General features: G+C 42.8%; 8 protein-coding genes. 6 read left to right on the top strand and 2 right to left on the bottom strand.

The window, feature by feature from the left end:
• Window positions 1–2: 2 nt before the first annotated feature.
• Window positions 3–311 (bottom strand): helix-turn-helix transcriptional regulator, encoded by a 309-nt coding sequence (locus L1D22_RS00620; RefSeq protein ID WP_050634805.1) that lies wholly within the window; start codon window positions 309–311, stop codon window positions 3–5.
• 100 nt (window positions 312–411) lie between these two features.
• On the opposite strand from L1D22_RS00620, the gene L1D22_RS00615 reads away from it, so the two are divergent.
• Complete coding sequence (locus tag L1D22_RS00615; RefSeq protein ID WP_239828369.1) at window positions 412–957, top strand: hypothetical protein; 546 nt, start codon at window positions 412–414, stop codon at window positions 955–957.
• Window positions 951–2,333 carry a DEAD/DEAH box helicase family protein gene (locus L1D22_RS00610; protein ID WP_239828368.1) on the top strand — a complete coding sequence of 461 codons (1,383 nt, stop codon included), beginning with the start codon at window positions 951–953 and terminating at the stop codon, window positions 2,331–2,333. The genes L1D22_RS00615 and L1D22_RS00610 overlap by 7 nt, the downstream gene beginning before the upstream one ends.
• Here L1D22_RS00610 and L1D22_RS00605 read toward each other — a convergent pair.
• Entirely contained in the window at window positions 2,330–3,196 is an 867-nt protein-coding gene (locus tag L1D22_RS00605; protein WP_017100214.1) for a GIY-YIG nuclease family protein, read from the bottom strand. The genes L1D22_RS00610 and L1D22_RS00605 overlap by 4 nt on opposite strands.
• A gap of 201 nt (window positions 3,197–3,397) precedes the next feature.
• Here L1D22_RS00605 and L1D22_RS00600 point away from each other — a divergent pair, with 201 nt between their 5' ends.
• From L1D22_RS00600 to L1D22_RS00585, 4 genes are read left to right on the top strand one after another with little or no spacing between them, the layout of a single operon-like run.
• Window positions 3,398–5,005 (top strand): class I SAM-dependent DNA methyltransferase, encoded by a 1,608-nt coding sequence (locus L1D22_RS00600; protein ID WP_239828367.1) that lies wholly within the window; start codon window positions 3,398–3,400, stop codon window positions 5,003–5,005.
• Window positions 5,005–6,177 carry a restriction endonuclease subunit S gene (locus L1D22_RS00595; RefSeq protein ID WP_239828366.1) on the top strand — a complete coding sequence of 391 codons (1,173 nt, stop codon included), beginning with the start codon at window positions 5,005–5,007 and terminating at the stop codon, window positions 6,175–6,177. The genes L1D22_RS00600 and L1D22_RS00595 overlap by 1 nt, the downstream gene beginning before the upstream one ends.
• A gap of 48 nt (window positions 6,178–6,225) precedes the next feature.
• Window positions 6,226–9,846 (top strand): DEAD/DEAH box helicase family protein, encoded by a 3,621-nt coding sequence (locus L1D22_RS00590; RefSeq protein ID WP_239828365.1) that lies wholly within the window; start codon window positions 6,226–6,228, stop codon window positions 9,844–9,846.
• 60 nt (window positions 9,847–9,906) lie between these two features.
• Window positions 9,907–17,367: a hypothetical protein gene (locus L1D22_RS00585; protein WP_239828364.1), complete on the top strand. Its 7,461-nt coding sequence runs from the start codon at window positions 9,907–9,909 to the stop codon at window positions 17,365–17,367.

Raw genomic sequence — 17,367 nt, 5'->3', positions numbered from 1 at the left:
CATTACTTCTCGCTCTTTAGGTTCTCCAGCAACACCGCCTTCTCTTCATCACTCATCTTATCAATGGCGCACGCTAACTCAGCGCTCAATTCGCTCCTACAGAAAAAGTAGTTTAGCGGCACATCTAACTCTTCAGCCATACGTTCAAGCGTACCAATATCGGGTACATGTCTGCCTTTCTCGTAATGATTCATACGACCGCTAGCAGAACTTTGCTCCATACCAATTTTCACCCCTAAATCTTTTTGGGTGATCTTGGCTTTTTTACGCGCAGCTTTGAGCCTCGCTGGGATGGGGTTGTCTTTTTGCACTTACACATTTCTTTTCAACCTTTAGATAACTTAGATTGTCTAAGTTTTACTGATTTTTGTATACTTAGCAATCCTAAGTTTTATTGCCTGTAAGAGTCACATGAAGAAAGTAACCAGAATTAACCCTCACATGTTTAACCTATTGATTGAGAAAGGGATGGATAACTTCTCCGTCACAGAAGCTAGGGATGCTTTGCTAAACAGTGCTTCAACCTTCCCGAGCAAGGTCGAGGCTCGAAAGTATGTTTATAAGCAACTTCTATCACTTGAGGAGAAAGGTTGGCTTTCTGTCATCGGGGCTCGTAGAGACAAACGCTACCATCAAACTAACGAATTCAAAGCGCTCACAATTGAGCCTAGAGTGGCTAGAAATAGGAAAGCTAAAGTCGATTCAATAGCTGCTCAAACTCCAGAGTGCTCTCTAAATGCACTAGAGCAAGAGAAGAAGCAACATGAAGGCGAGTTGGCGATTACTTTAGGCGAGATTGAGGAATACCAATCGTTGTTAACGCGTTTCCCAAACAACAAGCAAGATATGCAGCCGCTATTTAATGCGGCAAGAGAACGCTCAGCCAAGCTATTAGGCAGAATTAATGCACTAACCAACTGGATGCAAGTCGCGCAAAGCAAGGCTCCTCAATGTTAAGAGCATGGCAAGCCGAGTGTGCAGCTCAAGTTATCGAGAAATTCACTTTAAACAAGCATTCACACTTCTTCTGTCAAGCAACCCCTGGAGCGGGTAAAACCGTTATGGCCGCCGAGGTGGCGAGTCGGTTATTTGAAATAGGCATGATTGACTTAGTGCTGTGCTTCTCGCCCTCTCTGACTGTTGCTGAAGGGATGCAAAAGACCTTTTCATGGAAGCTCGAATGTTCCTTTAATGGAGGTTTGGGTTCTCTTGGGGGCTCTTACACCTACCAATCAATCCGTTTTTTGGATGAAAACTTTTGGAGCACCGTCAGTAAGTATCGAGTACTAGTGGTATTTGATGAGATCCACCATTGTTCGTTTGATGATGAGGGGCGGTCAAACTCATGGGGGCTAGAAATTGTCTCGAAGATCCAAGGCTTTGCTCGTTACACTCTGGCGCTATCGGGCACGCCTTGGCGTTCTGATCGACTACCGATTGTCATGGCTGAATATTCCGACCCTGAGGGTAAGGTTGTTTGCGATTACCAATACGGTTTGCAACAAGCTGTTGAAGACGAAGTATGCCGCCGCCCTAAAATCGTTTTGATAGATAATGAACACCTGAGCATTAAAGCTGGTAGTGACAATCAACACTTCGTTTCGATTCTTGATTGCCTGAAACAATCCGATGTCTCTTATCAAAGCGTCATTCATAACGAAGACGCTATGAATTACATATTGAATAGTGGTTGCCAAAAGCTAGCGCAGATAAGGCAAGACTCCCCAAGTGCTGGAGGCTTGGTGGTCGCATCTTCTATTAAGCACGCTAAAGACATTCAAAAGCGACTGGTTGAGCACTTTAATCAATCAGCATGCTTAGTGACCTATCACCATGATGATCCGTTAAATGAAATTGAGTCGTTTCGTCACTCAAAGGTTCAGTGGATAGTCAGTGTTGGGATGATAAGTGAAGGTACGGATATTCCAAGGCTTCAGGTTTGCTGCCATATGAGTTCGGTAAAAACGGAACTCTACTTCAGGCAAGTACTCGGGCGAATTTTAAGAATCAATGATTCACCCAACCAAGAAGCGTGGTTGTATACCTTTGCTGAAGAAAGTCTGATTGGGTTTGCTGAAAGAATTGAGCAGGATATTCCTGATAGCTGCATGTACATTAAACAAGAGAATAATGTGCCGAGTGCTATTGATGAAAAACGCCTACCATCAAGCCCTGTATCGGAAAGCGTTCAATCTAATCGACCCCAACCAAGCTTACTCAGTTGGGGAGAAACTTCAGATATGATGAATTCAAACAATGCAGGGTTCACTTTAGCATTTGATGAACTGAGGTTAGGCCAATTTAAACAGCGAGTTATCGCCGCATTTATCTAAATAGATTCCGCTTCAATTTCTTTCAGTGTTTTACCCGTAGTACTTCTCCAATAGTCGGGTCCGCTGCAAGGGTAACCAAGCAGCACTGCGGCGGCTTGAGAGGCGCTAGTAAATAGAATGTCTTCGGTTGCCACTAGGCGGTCTCCTGATGACGCTAGAATCCCTTTATCTTCTAGGTTACTACGTAGCTTCGTATAGCCTTTAGATAAACTAGGCTGAGCTATTGTTAGTGCCTGAGACCCTTTCAAAACGACAATGCCTTCATCCGTAAGCATTGCCTTAGCATTGACTTTTTTTACCTTGAGCTGCAGCACCATACTCTCTGGTTCGCTTGATAAGGGAGCATTCGTTTGAGACACCTTCGATTCCAACAGCTTGTGCCCTAAAGAACCGATAACAGTGCGAATGTTGTCAATAAAGGTCTCCATGGCATCTCTTTCACCTCTGGGTAATGAAGATGTCGGTGGCTGCTTTTCATTATCGAGGTCATATCGTTTTGACTCTAAGATAATTTCGATCAAACGAGCTTCAAGATACTTAACGTGTGCTTTCGTTAAGTTTTCATCTTTATTGGTAAAGCAAATGGCTTCATTCCAGAACTCTTTTCCTGCTAAATGTTGTGATAAGCGTTTTTGAATATGTTCTGCTTCTCCAACGTAAACAAGGCTATTGCCACTCTCTGCGTTGTAACCAAATAAAAAGTAAACTCCGGGCCGCTGAGTTTCCTCCCACTCAGAGAGTTCTTTGATGTGTACTCTAGGAACCGCAATAGCCTGACCCGTCCAGTTCACAATTTCAGCATGTCGAATACCTGTCACAGAGCCGTTCGCCAAGTATATTTTGAGTTGCGTTCCTCTAGTCATCATCATTCACTTTTAACAACAATCGATGCGCTAGATACTATCTAACTGAATAAAAAATAGCACTTTTATTTATGATCAATTCAATGTGATGCACATTAACGTATAGCTGGCTATGTATGATAAAATCGCGCGATAGACCTACACATCACTAAGTTGTTTTCTTCTTGTTAAGAAGGTAACAATTTACCAAAGAGAATCACCATGCTAACAGGCAAAATTCGTAATCAGATCGACCAAGTTTGGGAAATGTTTTGGACAGGCGGCGTCGCTAACCCAATCTCAGTTATCGAGCAGATCTCCTACCTGCTATTTATTCGTCGTTTAGATGAATTGCAAAAGACGGCTGAACGTCGTAGCCAAGCGACAGGTCTACCGCTGAACAACCCAACTTTCTTGCCTGAAGAGCAAGCCCTTCGCTGGAGCAGCTTCAAAGATAAAGATCCAGACGTGATGATGGAAATCGTCCGCGATCGTGTGTTCTCAAAGATTAAAGCCCTGCAAAACGAAGGCAGCTTTGCCGAGCATATGAAAGATGCGATTTTTATGATCCCATCTTCGAAGTTATTGTCACAGGTAGTGGATTTACTTAGTGCTATCGACATGAACGACAAAGACACCAAAGGCGATCTGTACGAGTATCTGTTAAGCAAGTTACAACAATCAGGTGTAAACGGTCAGTTCCGTACCCCGCGTAACATCATCCAAATGATGGTCGAGTTGATGCAGCCAAAAGTGGGTGACACTATCTGTGACCCATCATCAGGTACGTGTGGCTTCTTGATGGCAGCGGTAGAGTACGTTGAAGAGCATCACGCGAAAGAAGTGAACAAGCCTGATAACCGCAAGCACTTCAATAATGAAATGTTTACTGGCTTCGACTTTGATAAACACATGCTTCGTATTGGTGCGATGAACATGCTATTGCACGGTATTGAAAACCCTAGCGTCCATTACCGTGACAGTTTGCAAGACCAAGGTGACGAGAATATCTCGGAAGCCTATAACCTTATTCTTGCAAACCCGCCTTTTAAAGGCTCTGTTGATTTCGACATTGTCGCGCCAGATTTGCTGCGAGCGTTAGGTAAAAACCCTGTAGTCAAACAACCTAAGCCTACATACAAAATTGAAAAAGACGAAAACGGTAACGACATTAAAGTCGAGGTGAAAAAGAAAAAGCCAACTGAGAAATCAGAACTGCTGTTCTTAGCCCTAATTCTTCGCATGCTCAAAGTGGGTGGTCGTGCGGCGGTTATCATCCCTGATGGCGTGCTATTTGGTTCGACTAAAGCGCATAAAGCGATTCGTGAGCAAATCGTTTCTAAACAAAAACTCGAAGCGGTAATTTCACTGCCTTCTGGTGTATTCAAGCCCTACGCTGGGGTAAGTACCGCGATTCTTATCTTCACCAAAACCAACAGTGGCGGTACAGATAACGTTTGGTTCTACGACATGAAGGCGGATGGTTACTCACTTGATGATAAGCGTACTCAGCTTTTTAAAGATGGCGAAACACCAACTCACGAGCAAAGCAACATTGCCGATATTATTGAACGCTTTAACACGCTCACCAATGAAGACAACACACCAAACAGCAACAGCCCTGAATACTTGCGCAAAAAGACCGAACAGAGCTTTATGGTACCTGTCGATACGATTACTAGTAACGACTTTGACCTAAGCCTCAATCGCTACAAAGAAGTGGTGTACGAGGAAGTTCAATACGATGCGCCGCAAGACATCTTGAAGCGTATTAAAGCCTTGCAGGATAAGATGGCTAAGGGTGTGGTTGAGTTGGAGAAATTACTGTAATGGAAATTGTTACTCTAGGTGATTTGTTCAAAATTAGCTCCGGCGGTACTCCCAGTCGTAGAGAAAAATCTTATTACGATAATGGAGATATACCTTGGATAAAAACTGGCGATTTACACAAAGTTAGAATTCAACAAGCGTCGGAGTATATAACTCAATTAGGTTTGGATAAGTCATCAGCAAAACTGTTTCCCAAGGACACTGTGCTGCTGGCAATGTATGGTGCAACTATTGGGGCTTGTTCGATATTGGATATTGAAGCAGCAACAAACCAAGCATGTGCTGCATTTGTACCGAACGAAAAAGTTGATACTAACTATCTTTACTACTTTTTGAAGTCTAAGAAAAATGACTTTATTAGAGATGGAGTGGGCGGTGCTCAACCCAATATTTCAGCTACCTACCTTAAGACAGTTGACTTTCCGTTCCCCTCACTAGAAACCCAAAAGCAAATCGCAGTGGTGCTAGAAAAAGCCGATCAACTACGTAAAGACTGCCAGCAAATGGAGCAAGAGCTAAACAGCCTCGCTCAGTCAGTGTTTATCGATATGTTTGGTGATCCGGTTATGAATCCGAAGGGTTTTGAAGTTACGAAGCTCAAAGATCTTGTTTCAGTTCTGAGTGGAGCTACGCCATCTAAATCAAATGATAGCTTTTGGATTGGAGATGTACCTTGGGTTTCTCCGAAGGATATGAAAGTACCAGAATTATATGACGCCATTGATCATGTTAATGAGATTACTTTTACTGAAACTAATTTAAAAAGTATCCCCTTAAATTCAATACTTATTGTCGTTAGAGGAATGATTCTGGCACATACGGTTCCGTTGGCAATTACTCGAAAAAAACTTGCTATCAATCAAGATATAAAAGCGTTAACTGTTAAGTCTGAATCTATCACCAGTGAATTTTTGCTAGCGGCATTATCAAGCATGCATACTCATTTACTAGGTATTATCTCGACAGCTGCGCATGGTACAAAACGAATCGATATGGCAGATTTGTTGAACATTAGAGTTATCGTACCAAGCCTTAAAAGCCAAGAAGAGTACACCAAGGCTATTACAGTCATTAGAGAGCTATTAGCAAATCAAAAAGCGGAAGTAGCATTGCATGAATCTAACTTTAAAGCCCTCATGCAAAAAGCCTTCAAAGGCGAGCTAAACCTATAACGAATAATAGCTTTTACCTAAAGAGCTGTGATGTAAAAAGGAAACTCAATGTCAGATACGGTTAACGGTTCAACTAGCAACTTTGGCTTTATGGATGTTGCCCTTAACGATGGCAACGATGTGTACACCACGCGTTGTGCCGAGATTCAAACTCGTGCCCAAAATGCGGAAAGCAACATCAAAACTGATCCGCGCATTGCTGGTTTCTATGCCCGCAATGCATTGGAACTCATGGTTGAATCCGTATTTGATATTGATAATTGGCTTACTCGTCCACGTCATGATGCGACTTTAATGTCGCTTATTCATGATAAGGACTTTAAGCAAAATTTAGAAACTCACTTGTTTCCCAAGCTCAAGCTGGTGATCCAAGTGGGTAACGAAGCGGTACACAGTAAAACCACGCTGCCACAGCGTGATGCCCTACAAGCGGTGAAAGAGCTGCACCATGTGCTGTATTGGTTTATTCGTACCTATACGCCCGCCTTTGCAAACAGAGAGTTGAATCGTAACCAATTTGTCGTTCAACCATTTGATGAAGCGCTTATCCCACAACAAGTGTCGATTGATGCCACCGTAGCGACCAAGGCACTGAGCAGCATTAAACGGGTAAAAGAGCTAGAGAAGCAGCTAGAGCAAGACGATAAAGTCGAGCGTGAAGCCTACTTACAGCAGCTTAAAGAGAACGAAACGTTAAAAGCAGCAAACCAAGCATTACTTGAGCAGATAGAGCAAGCTAAGCAAAGTGCTGAAAAAGTCACGGATGCGCACGACTATAACGAGGAAGAAACTCGAACTTATCTTATCGATGTACTTCTACACGAAGCTGGCTGGAAGCTAGAACATAAACGTGACCGTGAATACCCTGTATCAGGTATACCAATTTCGCAAGCTAACCCTAACGGGATTGGGTTTGTCGATTATGTACTCTGGGGAGACGACGGTACAGCGTTAGCGGTTGTTGAAGCAAAACGCACTCATCGCCGTGCAGAAGACGGACAACAACAAGCAAAGCTCTATGCTGACTGTTTAGAAAAAACGTGTGGTGTGCGACCAGTTATCTTCTACACCAATGGCTATGATACCCATTTGTGGGATGATCATTTCTACCCGCCGCGTCAAGTTCAAGGCTTTTACACCAAAGCCGAACTTGAGCTTATGGTGAAGCGCCGTACCGATCGTAAACCTTTCTTTGAAAATGGTATGCCTAACAGCAATCTTGTTATTAATAACGAGATCACCAACCGTCACTATCAAAAATCAGCCATTACTAAACTATTACAAGACTTTGAGCTAGAGCATGAGCGCAAAGGGTTATTTGTAATGGCAACGGGTACGGGTAAAACGCGTACCGTGATCAGCCTTGTTGATTTGTTGGTGAAAAACGATTGGGTTAAGAACGTTCTGTTCCTTGCTGACCGTAACGCATTGCTTACCCAAGCTAAGAAGAACTTCGTTAAGCTATTGCCTCGCGTGAGTTGCTCTATTTTGGATTCAGGTCAAAGTAAGAACAACATCGACAGCCGTTTGTACTTCTCTACTTATCCAACCATGAAGAATCTATTGGACCGTGGTTCAGATGAACGTCCGTTTGGTGTCGGTCATTTTGATTTGATTATTGTCGATGAAGCGCACCGCTCAGTCTATTCCAAGTATCGCCAAATTTTTGAGTATTTTGACGGCTTCTTAGTGGGCTTAACCGCGACACCAAAAGATGAAGTCGAAAAAGATACCTATGGCATTTTCGAACTACAAAAAGGGATGCCAACCTACGCTTATGAAGACGATAAAGCGTATGACCAAGGCTACCTTGTACCACCAACCAAAATCTCTGTTGCGACTAAGTTTTTACGTGAGGGCGTGAAGTACAAAGATCTGTCAGACGAAGAACAGGAAGAGTGGGAAAACAAAGCCGAACTGGAAGATCGCGACGAAGTATTGCCATCAGAAGTGAATAAGTTTCTGTTTAACGAAGATACCGCAGAAAAAATGTTTGCTCAGTTAATGAGTAAAGATGATCGAGGTGGTATCCATGTTGAAGGTGGCGATGTTATAGGTAAAACCATCGTATTTGCAGCCAATAATGATCACGCCGTTTTCCTTGAGAAGATGTTCAACAAGAACTATCCGAAATGGGCAGGCAAGCTCGCACGCGTCATCACCTTCAAAGAAACCTACGCACAAAGCCTAATCGATGAGTTCGGTGGCGACGAAAACAAAATTGATGAGTTCGACCCGAAGAACCCAACCTGCCGTATCGCAATTTCTGTAGATATGTTGGATACCGGTATTGATGTACCAGAAGTGGTCAACCTTGTGTTCTTCAAAGTCATCCGTTCTAAAGTGAAATTCACGCAGATGATTGGCCGTGGCACACGTTTGTGTAAAGACCTCTTTGGTCCTAATGACGACAAAAAGACTTTCAAGGTCTTCGATTACTGTCAGAACTTTGAGTATTTCGATGCTAACCCCGAAGGCATAGCTGTGGGTGTAGCAAAACCCGTGACTCAACAGGTATTCGAGAAGCGCGTTCTACTTAGTACGTTGCTCAATGACAAGCTAACTAATGAAGTGTTTCGCGAACAACACCCAGAAGACTGTGAACGTTATACAGAGCTAAACCGTTATCAACTAGACATGTTGCACCACCTTGTGAGTGGCATGAATCTCGATAACTTTATCGTAAGACCCAAGCGCCAAGTGGTAGAGCCCTTCTTAGAAAGAGAGCATTGGGACAATATTGATGACACCAAGTTTACCGAGCTAGAGAGCCAAATCTCTGCGCTACCAACTGAAGCTGAAGCGTTTAATTCTGATGAGCAACTTAATCACTTATCACACCGCTTCGATAGCTTGGTGTTAACCATGCAATTGGATCTGTTAGAGAAAGGTATGTTGTCGGAAACAAGCCGCGGACGAGTGGTTGAATTTGCTGAGCAGCTTGAAGCGAAATCGACGATTCCAGCAGTACAAGCGCAGCTGCAACTTATTCAAGATATTCAGACCCAAGAGTTTTGGCAGGATATCCACTTAGTGACGCTTGAAGAGCTACGTCGTAAGTTACGAAATCTAATGTTTGCGTTGGACAAAGATAAAAAAGAGATGGTGTACACCAACTTTGAAGATGAAGTTCAAGGTGTCCATGACGTGACAAACGTGTACAAGAATCCAAGCGTTGATTTAGCCCAGTATCGCAAGAAAATTGAGCTCTATATTCAAGATCACCAAGATCAGCTAACGATTCAAAAGCTCAAGCGCAATAAATCCATCACTCAAGCAGATTTAGACGTCCTAGAAGGCTTATTACTGGATGCAAGCGGTATGAGTGACGTGGAAGCTTACCGTGAGAAGATCTTACAAGAGAAGCCGCTAGGCACATTTATCCGTGAACTCATAGGTTTAGACATGAATGCAGCCAAAGAAGCATTCAGTAGCTTCCTTGATGCAGAGTCTTACAACGCTGAACAGATTCAATTCGTCGATCAAGTGATCGACTACTTAGTTAATAACGGCATTCTCGATATGTCACAACTCTTCGAGCCACCATTTACTGATAACCATGGTGAAAGCGCCTACGGCTTCTTCGATGAAGGCACCGTCGTGGAGCTGTTTGGAGTGATTCGCAAGGTGAATGCGAATGCAGTAGTTGAAGAGAGTAAGAGTGCTTAGAACTACAGCTCGAAAAGTGGGTGAACCTTAAAAATTTAAAGCTTAGTAAGCAGGGGCAACATGAGAAACCTTATACATGATCCGTTAGCTGATATTGACTTAATTGCGGACAACCTGCGAGATCGATATGAAAGTGGGTTCCCCATTTTAAAAGAGATGGTTCAAAATGCAGATGATGCGAAAGCTAGCAATTTGGTTATGGGTTGGCATCCAGGAATAACCAATGCCACTCATCCTCTACTTAAAGACCCCGCCATTTTTTTCGTTAATGATGCTGAGTTGGAAGAGAAAGATGTAAAGGGTATTCGTACTCTTGGATTAGGTTCTAAGGCAAGTGATGCCAATGCTGTAGGTAAATTTGGCTTAGGTATGAAGAGTCTATTTCACTTTGGGGAGTTGTACTTTTTTATTGGGAGTGATTGGGAAGAATATACTGGACTTTACCCCAAAGCAGATGTACTCAACCCTTGGGATGATGAAAGACCTCAATGGCAAGACTTTTCTGAATATGAAGTGAAATTGATTCAGAAAGAGCTTGAAGTGATTACCAATAGTTTTGACAACGACTCTTCGAACTTCATTGTATGGATCCCTTTGCGCTCCACATCTATCTCTAAGGCAAGAGGTGATAGTGTCACTAACTTCATTCGTAGCAGTGAAGATTACGGCTATTCTGTTCCTAGCTTTCTTACAGATGCGAAGTTAGCAAGGAAGCTTGGCAAGCTACTACCTATGCTGAAGTGCTTACATACCATTAGAGTGTGTAGTTTTTCACTGACAGATAGATCTATTACTACTCATTGTGCCTTAGGATTAGACCCAAGTTCACGGCGTATACAGTACCCTAATATCAAAGGAAACGTTCAATGGAATGGTTCGATAAACCTAGATTTAGGTGAAGATAATTCAGCGTCTAAGGTCAGTTTTGTTGGTACGGAGGCGGTTCTAGAGTCGAGTAAGTTTAACAGCCTTAAAGAAAATGAAGTTTGGCCTATAAGTAGAGGAAGGAATAGGTTAGGGGAGGAGATGGTTAAGCCTGATAAAACAGAGCCCCATTGTGCTTCAGTAATTCTCAGTAAACCTAGCGACAACCACGCCATGCTAACCGTTGGTTGGGCTGTATTCTTGCCACTTGGTGAGGAAGATACATCAAAAGAGAAGCAAATATTTGAAGTGGAAATTGCGGGTGACATCAGCTTTGATGTTCAACTTCATGGCTATTTCTTTATCGATGCTGGTCGTGTGGGTATCCATGGCCGGAAAATGATAGGCCAGATAGAACCTTCAATTATTGATAGTAAAACTATTACTCAAGAGTGGAACCGCCTTCTTGCAAACGAAGGTACCCTGCCGTCTTTGCTTGCAACTGTCGCACTAGCTGCCACAAAGTGGAAGTTAAGTACACAACAAGTTGACAGCCTTACTCGGGGGATCCAACAATTTTTACAACATAGTATGGGGAGCCCTTGTCACGGACCGATAACGAGTAAATACCAATGGGTTTACCGTTTACAGAGTAGTTCAAAAGCTTGGGATTTAGTTGATATATCACTCCCTGTACGAAAGCTACCCAAACCAAATGCTGGTGAGTACGAGCGTATCTGGCAAACCTTGCCAGCCTTGATGGAAAGCGCTGACGATTTCGTATATGTCGAAAATGAAAAGCCAAACATTATCTCGAGTAAGAATGCTTGCTGGCAACAGCATGAGATCGTTAGACTTTTCGAGTCAGTGAAAAGTGAAGTCTTTGAATCTCAAAAGCTATTGGGTTATCTGGCTGACTTTATGCATACATTAAGCGATACATTGATTTACTCAGAACGCTGTCAATCTGTGCTGATTCAGCTAGCACAGTCTGCGTTCAAGTCAATACCACTCACGAAGCTATCACTAAATAGTTCTGCTATTCGAAGGTTTGTCGGATATATCCGTAGCTCGTCACGATGGGCTGTGAAACTAGATAAAGAAGAGCAGCCGCTTTGGAATGTATTTGCATCGGTCAAATCTAGTAAGTTGTTTTTGCCGTCATTTTTAGACAACAGTAGCGGAAGCTCTGGTTCTCTTAGCTTTGATGATGCAGACAGTGTATTTACCCAGCTTGGCAAGCAAGAGTTAAATGATAACCAGTTAGCCAAGGCTACAGACTCTATTCTGAATAATTTCAGAGAGCAGGAGAAGGCTCGACTTCTTCAGCTTCACGACTCGTTGAAACTGTTCCCTGCGTATGTGGCTGGAAATCAAAGCCCTTACCGAGAGTCTCTTGCCAACTTAAGAAAGCTATTTCAACAAAAGCGATTATTCTCGTTATCGTCAGGTAAAACATTCTCCCTCGGAGGAGTGCTCGTTGAAGCGTTGGAATATAGCAAAGTTGTATTCATCAATAGCAAAGTAAACCTACAACTATTCGAGGGGAGAGTTGCGCCTTGTAACACGGTTCCTGTACTCGAGTTGCTTGCTACGAAGCCAGAATTGAAGGCTCCAAGGTATCGTTCGAATCTTATTTCAAAGCTGGAAGTTTCGGAAAGTCTTAGCTCTGAGCAAAAGCTTGCAATCCGATACCTCATGCACGGTAGCAAGAGTGATAACAACTTATCAAAGCAGCTTTGGTCTATCGGTGGAGATGAAGAGGTGTGGTCGCGACTTCACAAAAACTCATTGCGTTTAGATCAAAGCTGGACTCTTATCCCGCATGAGTTGGCGGCGACTTTAAAGCTTACCCCGCAAGAGAAAAAAATTGTCAAACTAGAGGAAGTGAACGCCCAGTCAGTTCTTGCTGAATTAGGTGAAGATATTCAATACCTTGAATTTGACGAGCTAAAGCTAGACCAGCATGACGCAGAGATTATCCTCGAGAAGATAGAAGATTCTGAGTTATGGCGAAAACTATCTCTTCATCGCTGCGTGGAAGGAAAATATCACTCAGTCAATGACAATTGTTTCCTAGAAACAAATATTGATCTCCCTGACGAAATCAGAAATCAGATCACCTGGATAGTTTCTGCACACTCGCAAGCTGTGCAGAGACAACAAAAAGATAATATTAAGAAGCTTGACCACTCAAAGATCATCGAGTTGGTTTTGAAACACGAAAACCCTTCACAATTTCAAGACTACATCTTGACCTTGGTTGGCAAGCTAGCCTCAAACGATCCTAGGTTAGAGTCTCTTACAACAACTAAATGGCTAACCAGCGGTGGCAAAGTACTTTCGCCAAGTATGGTTTTTGATTTTAAGCGAGAGGATTGGCCTAAGGTTGCAGTGTTAAGCAAAGTAAATAATGAGTTTTGTTTTGTTGATGAACTCGATACTTATGGCTCAACATGCTTTGAGAGTATCCGAAATATGTTGGTAGTGAGTGACGCTGATATTGCAAATCTAGCAATTAAGGCAGCCAGTCGCTCACAAGGCTACGCTATAGGTCAAGCCCGAGTCACTACTAGTGCGCTTCAACAAGCTTGTAAGTATCCACAAATATTTAGGCAGCTTGACTACAAAGGGTGGGAACTACTTGTTGAGTGCTTTAAAAACGCACCAGAGGGTAGCTTGAGTGATGATGAGTTAAGTCAATTGAGTAGCTCAGTCGACGATTCGACTAAATTGGTCGCTCTGCATGAGGCATTGGTTAAGGCAATCTCAAGCCCTGATTCGATACAGGAATTGCGTGCGGTTATATTAGCGATGATCTGTCGCCAGGCTGAGCCTTTGAAATCTATTGCTAATCTCACATTGCGTTCAAAAAGCAATGAGTTTGTCGAAAGCCGAATGTTGTGTTTTGGTGTGGAAGGTATAACTCATTCGTCGCTGCTACATGAACAAGATTATGCTTCCATCAAGCATGTACTTAAGATCGTTGAACCGTCTAGCATTAGTGGGGAAGAGCTAGAGCAGTACTTCAATATGCCAAGAAATCAAACTAGTCATCACACTTCTTCTCTTGAGGAGATCAAGCGATACTTCGCTGACTGGGAACCCTTCATCACTAACAAAACCGCCATTGGTTCGGTTCTTGCTCTTATGTCTGGGAATTCAGGTATCAGAGCTCTGTGTGAGGGTTACATAGGCTCTAGAAGCATTGAGCAGTTTATTGGCTCCATTGGTGAAAACTGGAGACCAAAGGCAGGGACACCTGACACCCTAGCTAACTTTGTATCGAAGGTCGATTTTGATATTCGACCAGATAGTGGGTCGACCATAGAGGAAGATTCTATTCTCGGAGAGCGCATTGAAGTTCACTTGAGTGAAGAAGCTGACTCAATCTTCGTTTGGAGCGCAACACGAGTGTTTTACTCTGCTCCGATAACTGTGCAATTGAGAACATTGTCCATTTATGAAATGAGCGAGGAAAAGCTACTTAAAATCTTAAAACGAAGTGCAGAGCTATTTCTTGAGAAAATTTACCTCCAAAGAATCACTCTCGATCATATTTGGGATGAGTTCTCCGGTGCGGAGCAGTTAGATATCCATGCTGCGAAGTTGATTGTTTTAGATGGGATTGTGCAACAACTTAAAGAGTTGCGTTTAGAGGCTCCTAAAATTAAAAGCCTATTATCCGAAAACAATGACTTATTGGTTGCAAGTGCAGAAAGTAACTGCTTATACGATCAAGATGCTAAACATAGGGTCTTAGTTGAGATCGGTGAGGAAATCGAACAAGAGAGTACAAAAGCAGAGCTGTTGACAGCAATCAAAGAAAAGGTACTGGGTGATCAGTACGAGCCAGCAAGTGTTCCATTTGAACTATTCCAAAATGCCGATGATGCCGTATTGGAGCTTGAAGACCTTGGTTATCCTAAGGAAGAAATACATCGACGTGGTGTATTCAAGGTTTCTGTAAATGATGAAGTTTTATCCTTTATGCATTGGGGGAGAGAGGTTAACCAGCATAGCTCATCACACATTTCGTCATCGCCGAAAAGTAGCAATTTCAAAATGGATTTGCAAAAGATGCTTGTCAGAAATCAATCTGATAAAGAAGGCTCAGCGACGGGTAAATTTGGATTAGGTTTCAAGAGCAGCCTACTGATTTCTGATACGCCTAATATTATTTCTGGTCGCTTGGCTGTGCAAATTGAAGGGGGACTGCTACCTGTACTGAGCCCTAAGCACGAGGAACTGTTTGAGCAAGCCAGGAATGAGCCTCTAAACAAGCCGATTCGACCGACTATCATTTCACTTCCTTTGAATAAGGGAGTTAATGCGAACAGAGTGCTCGAAAGCTTTAAGATACGAGCGGGTTTAGTTTCTGTTTTTGCCAAGAAAATTCATACTATCGATTTTAATGGCGAGTTATTTACCTGGGAGCCGATCAAACTGTCTTCTATGAAAGGTTTGAAAGTAGGTAATATTCAACTTCCGTCCAAGAAGGGCTACCAACTAATTAAAATTTTACAAATTGAGACTGATTCAGGACGATTTGTTTTTGGGCTTAGCGGGAAAGGCTTCACTACCCTAGGTAAAAAAGTTCCGAAGCTCTGGAATTTAGCACCATTGATGGGGGATTTTGGTATCGGAATCGCTATTAATGCAGATTTTCAAGTCGACAAGGGCCGTAACCATCTTCATGTATCCTCAACCAGTAATGGCCCTTTGTTTGAAAGGTTGGGGCGTGAATTAAAATCAAGATTAGAAGCGATATATCAAGAGACAAAATCAAACTGGCAAGTTGTGAGAACTGAGCTCCAGTTGGATGAAGGAGTCAGCCTTATCGATTTCTGGGGCAGTTTGTGGAAGGCTATGTGGGGCAGTGGGCCGGCATTGCCGATCGAAGGAGAGAAAACCGCTGATCATACCTATCGCCTCTTTAAAGGCGAGGGTGGAATTGTGGACTTCTACTATTCGTTCCCAGTTTTTCCGACAGGCCTAAACTCAGACAAAACCAAGCTCACGACACTCAAGTCGCTCAAGTACGAAGCGAGTGATTTACTTGAACAAGTTTTAACTCATTTAGAACACTTGCCGGTTATTACTGAACTACTCAAAACAAATAAATTGGTTTGTAACACCTACGGCAAGCAACTTAATAAGCTTAAGGTAGAATTAGCCACGCTCGACTTGAATCAAGTGCTGGACATGACACTTGATAATGGTGAACTTACGCCAGCTTTAGCAGAGCAGTTGCAGCCTGTTTTTAACCCTGAATTTGAAAAGGCTCTTAAAAATAACAAGGCGACACATGAGCAGGTGGACGATTTCCGTAAAAAGCTTGGTGAGTTAAAAATTCAAACCCGCAATGGCTCTTATCGAGGGATAAAGCATACATTACTTACTGATAAACAAGCTGCAAATTCAGATGAGGAGAAAGTAATCAAATTTACTCCGGATGAATATATTGCAGCAGAGTCATACACCAACTCTAAGAAGCTGCTTGAATTCTGTCGTAGAGATACCACGCCATACAACGTTGATATGTTGCATGACTGGGCCTGTCGTAATGATCTCAAGGAAAACCCAAATAAGGTACGAGCGCTTTGTGAGTACATTGTAAGCGGAGATTTATCTGGCAAACTCGCTGAGCTTATAAAGACACACGCCAAACCGAATTGGATCTGGGATATAGATGTGAAGCACCTCGAAAAATGGGGTTGGAATAAAAAGCAAATAGATATGTTTAGGAACGTACGTTTGGTTTCAGACAAAGAGGTCGAACGTCGAGTTAGCCAGCAGTTGAAATCCGAGGGGCAATCGAGCTTATCGACAAAAGAAGCCTTGATGAAGATCTATAATTGGTGGGTGTCTAACCGGGATGTAGAACTTACCAACTACCAGAATCGACTTTACCCATCGGGTGTTTTTGATTGGGAGTCGATTAAGTTAGATGAGCAGCCAGATGTTTACAAGCCGGCATGGCTAAAATTATTCTTTTTGGGTTCATGTCAGACGATTGGGCGTACTACAGAACAGCAACATAGCGCAGCTCTTAAGCACTTCGAGGACAAAGGTTGGTGGTCTGTATTCTCAGATGTGAACGATCCCTCTAAATGGTTTGATGTTATGGATCAGTATCTCGAACAAGCCGTTACATCAGATACGTATAGAACATGGCTTCAGATATTGCCTCTATACCGATTCTCGAGTCACTTAGAGGATTACATAGAACTGTTTTGGATGGCTGAACAGGGAATGCCGAATATCAAAGCACTAATACAACCAGCATCAAGTGCTGAACTCTCTGGTGCCGGTAGTAGTTTTGCTCCACCAGAGTTAAAAGCCACATTGGGGATAGGTGCTAACTTTATACTGCGAGAACTATATCGCTATGGTGTCTATTCAGATGAATCGGTTGAGAAACATTGCTTTGTTGCATCTCAAGGTGTGAGAGATATCTTGAGTAAAAAATTACATGATCCTTTAGATCTCGATAAGGCATCTGCGGACAGTTCAGAGAAGATTTATAGCTACTTGTGTTTACACATGGGAGAAGAATTTGCCACTTTCGATGGAGGGTTTGATATACCGCTTCGCTTGCTTGCGAGGGATGATAAGCTACTTGAAAACATCTTAGAAATTGGTGTGTGGAACTGA

The organism is Vibrio sp. Isolate34 (genome assembly GCF_022397915.1).
Taxonomy (GTDB): Bacteria; Pseudomonadota; Gammaproteobacteria; order Enterobacterales; family Vibrionaceae; genus Vibrio.
This window is presented reverse-complemented; position numbering and strand designations above follow the sequence as displayed.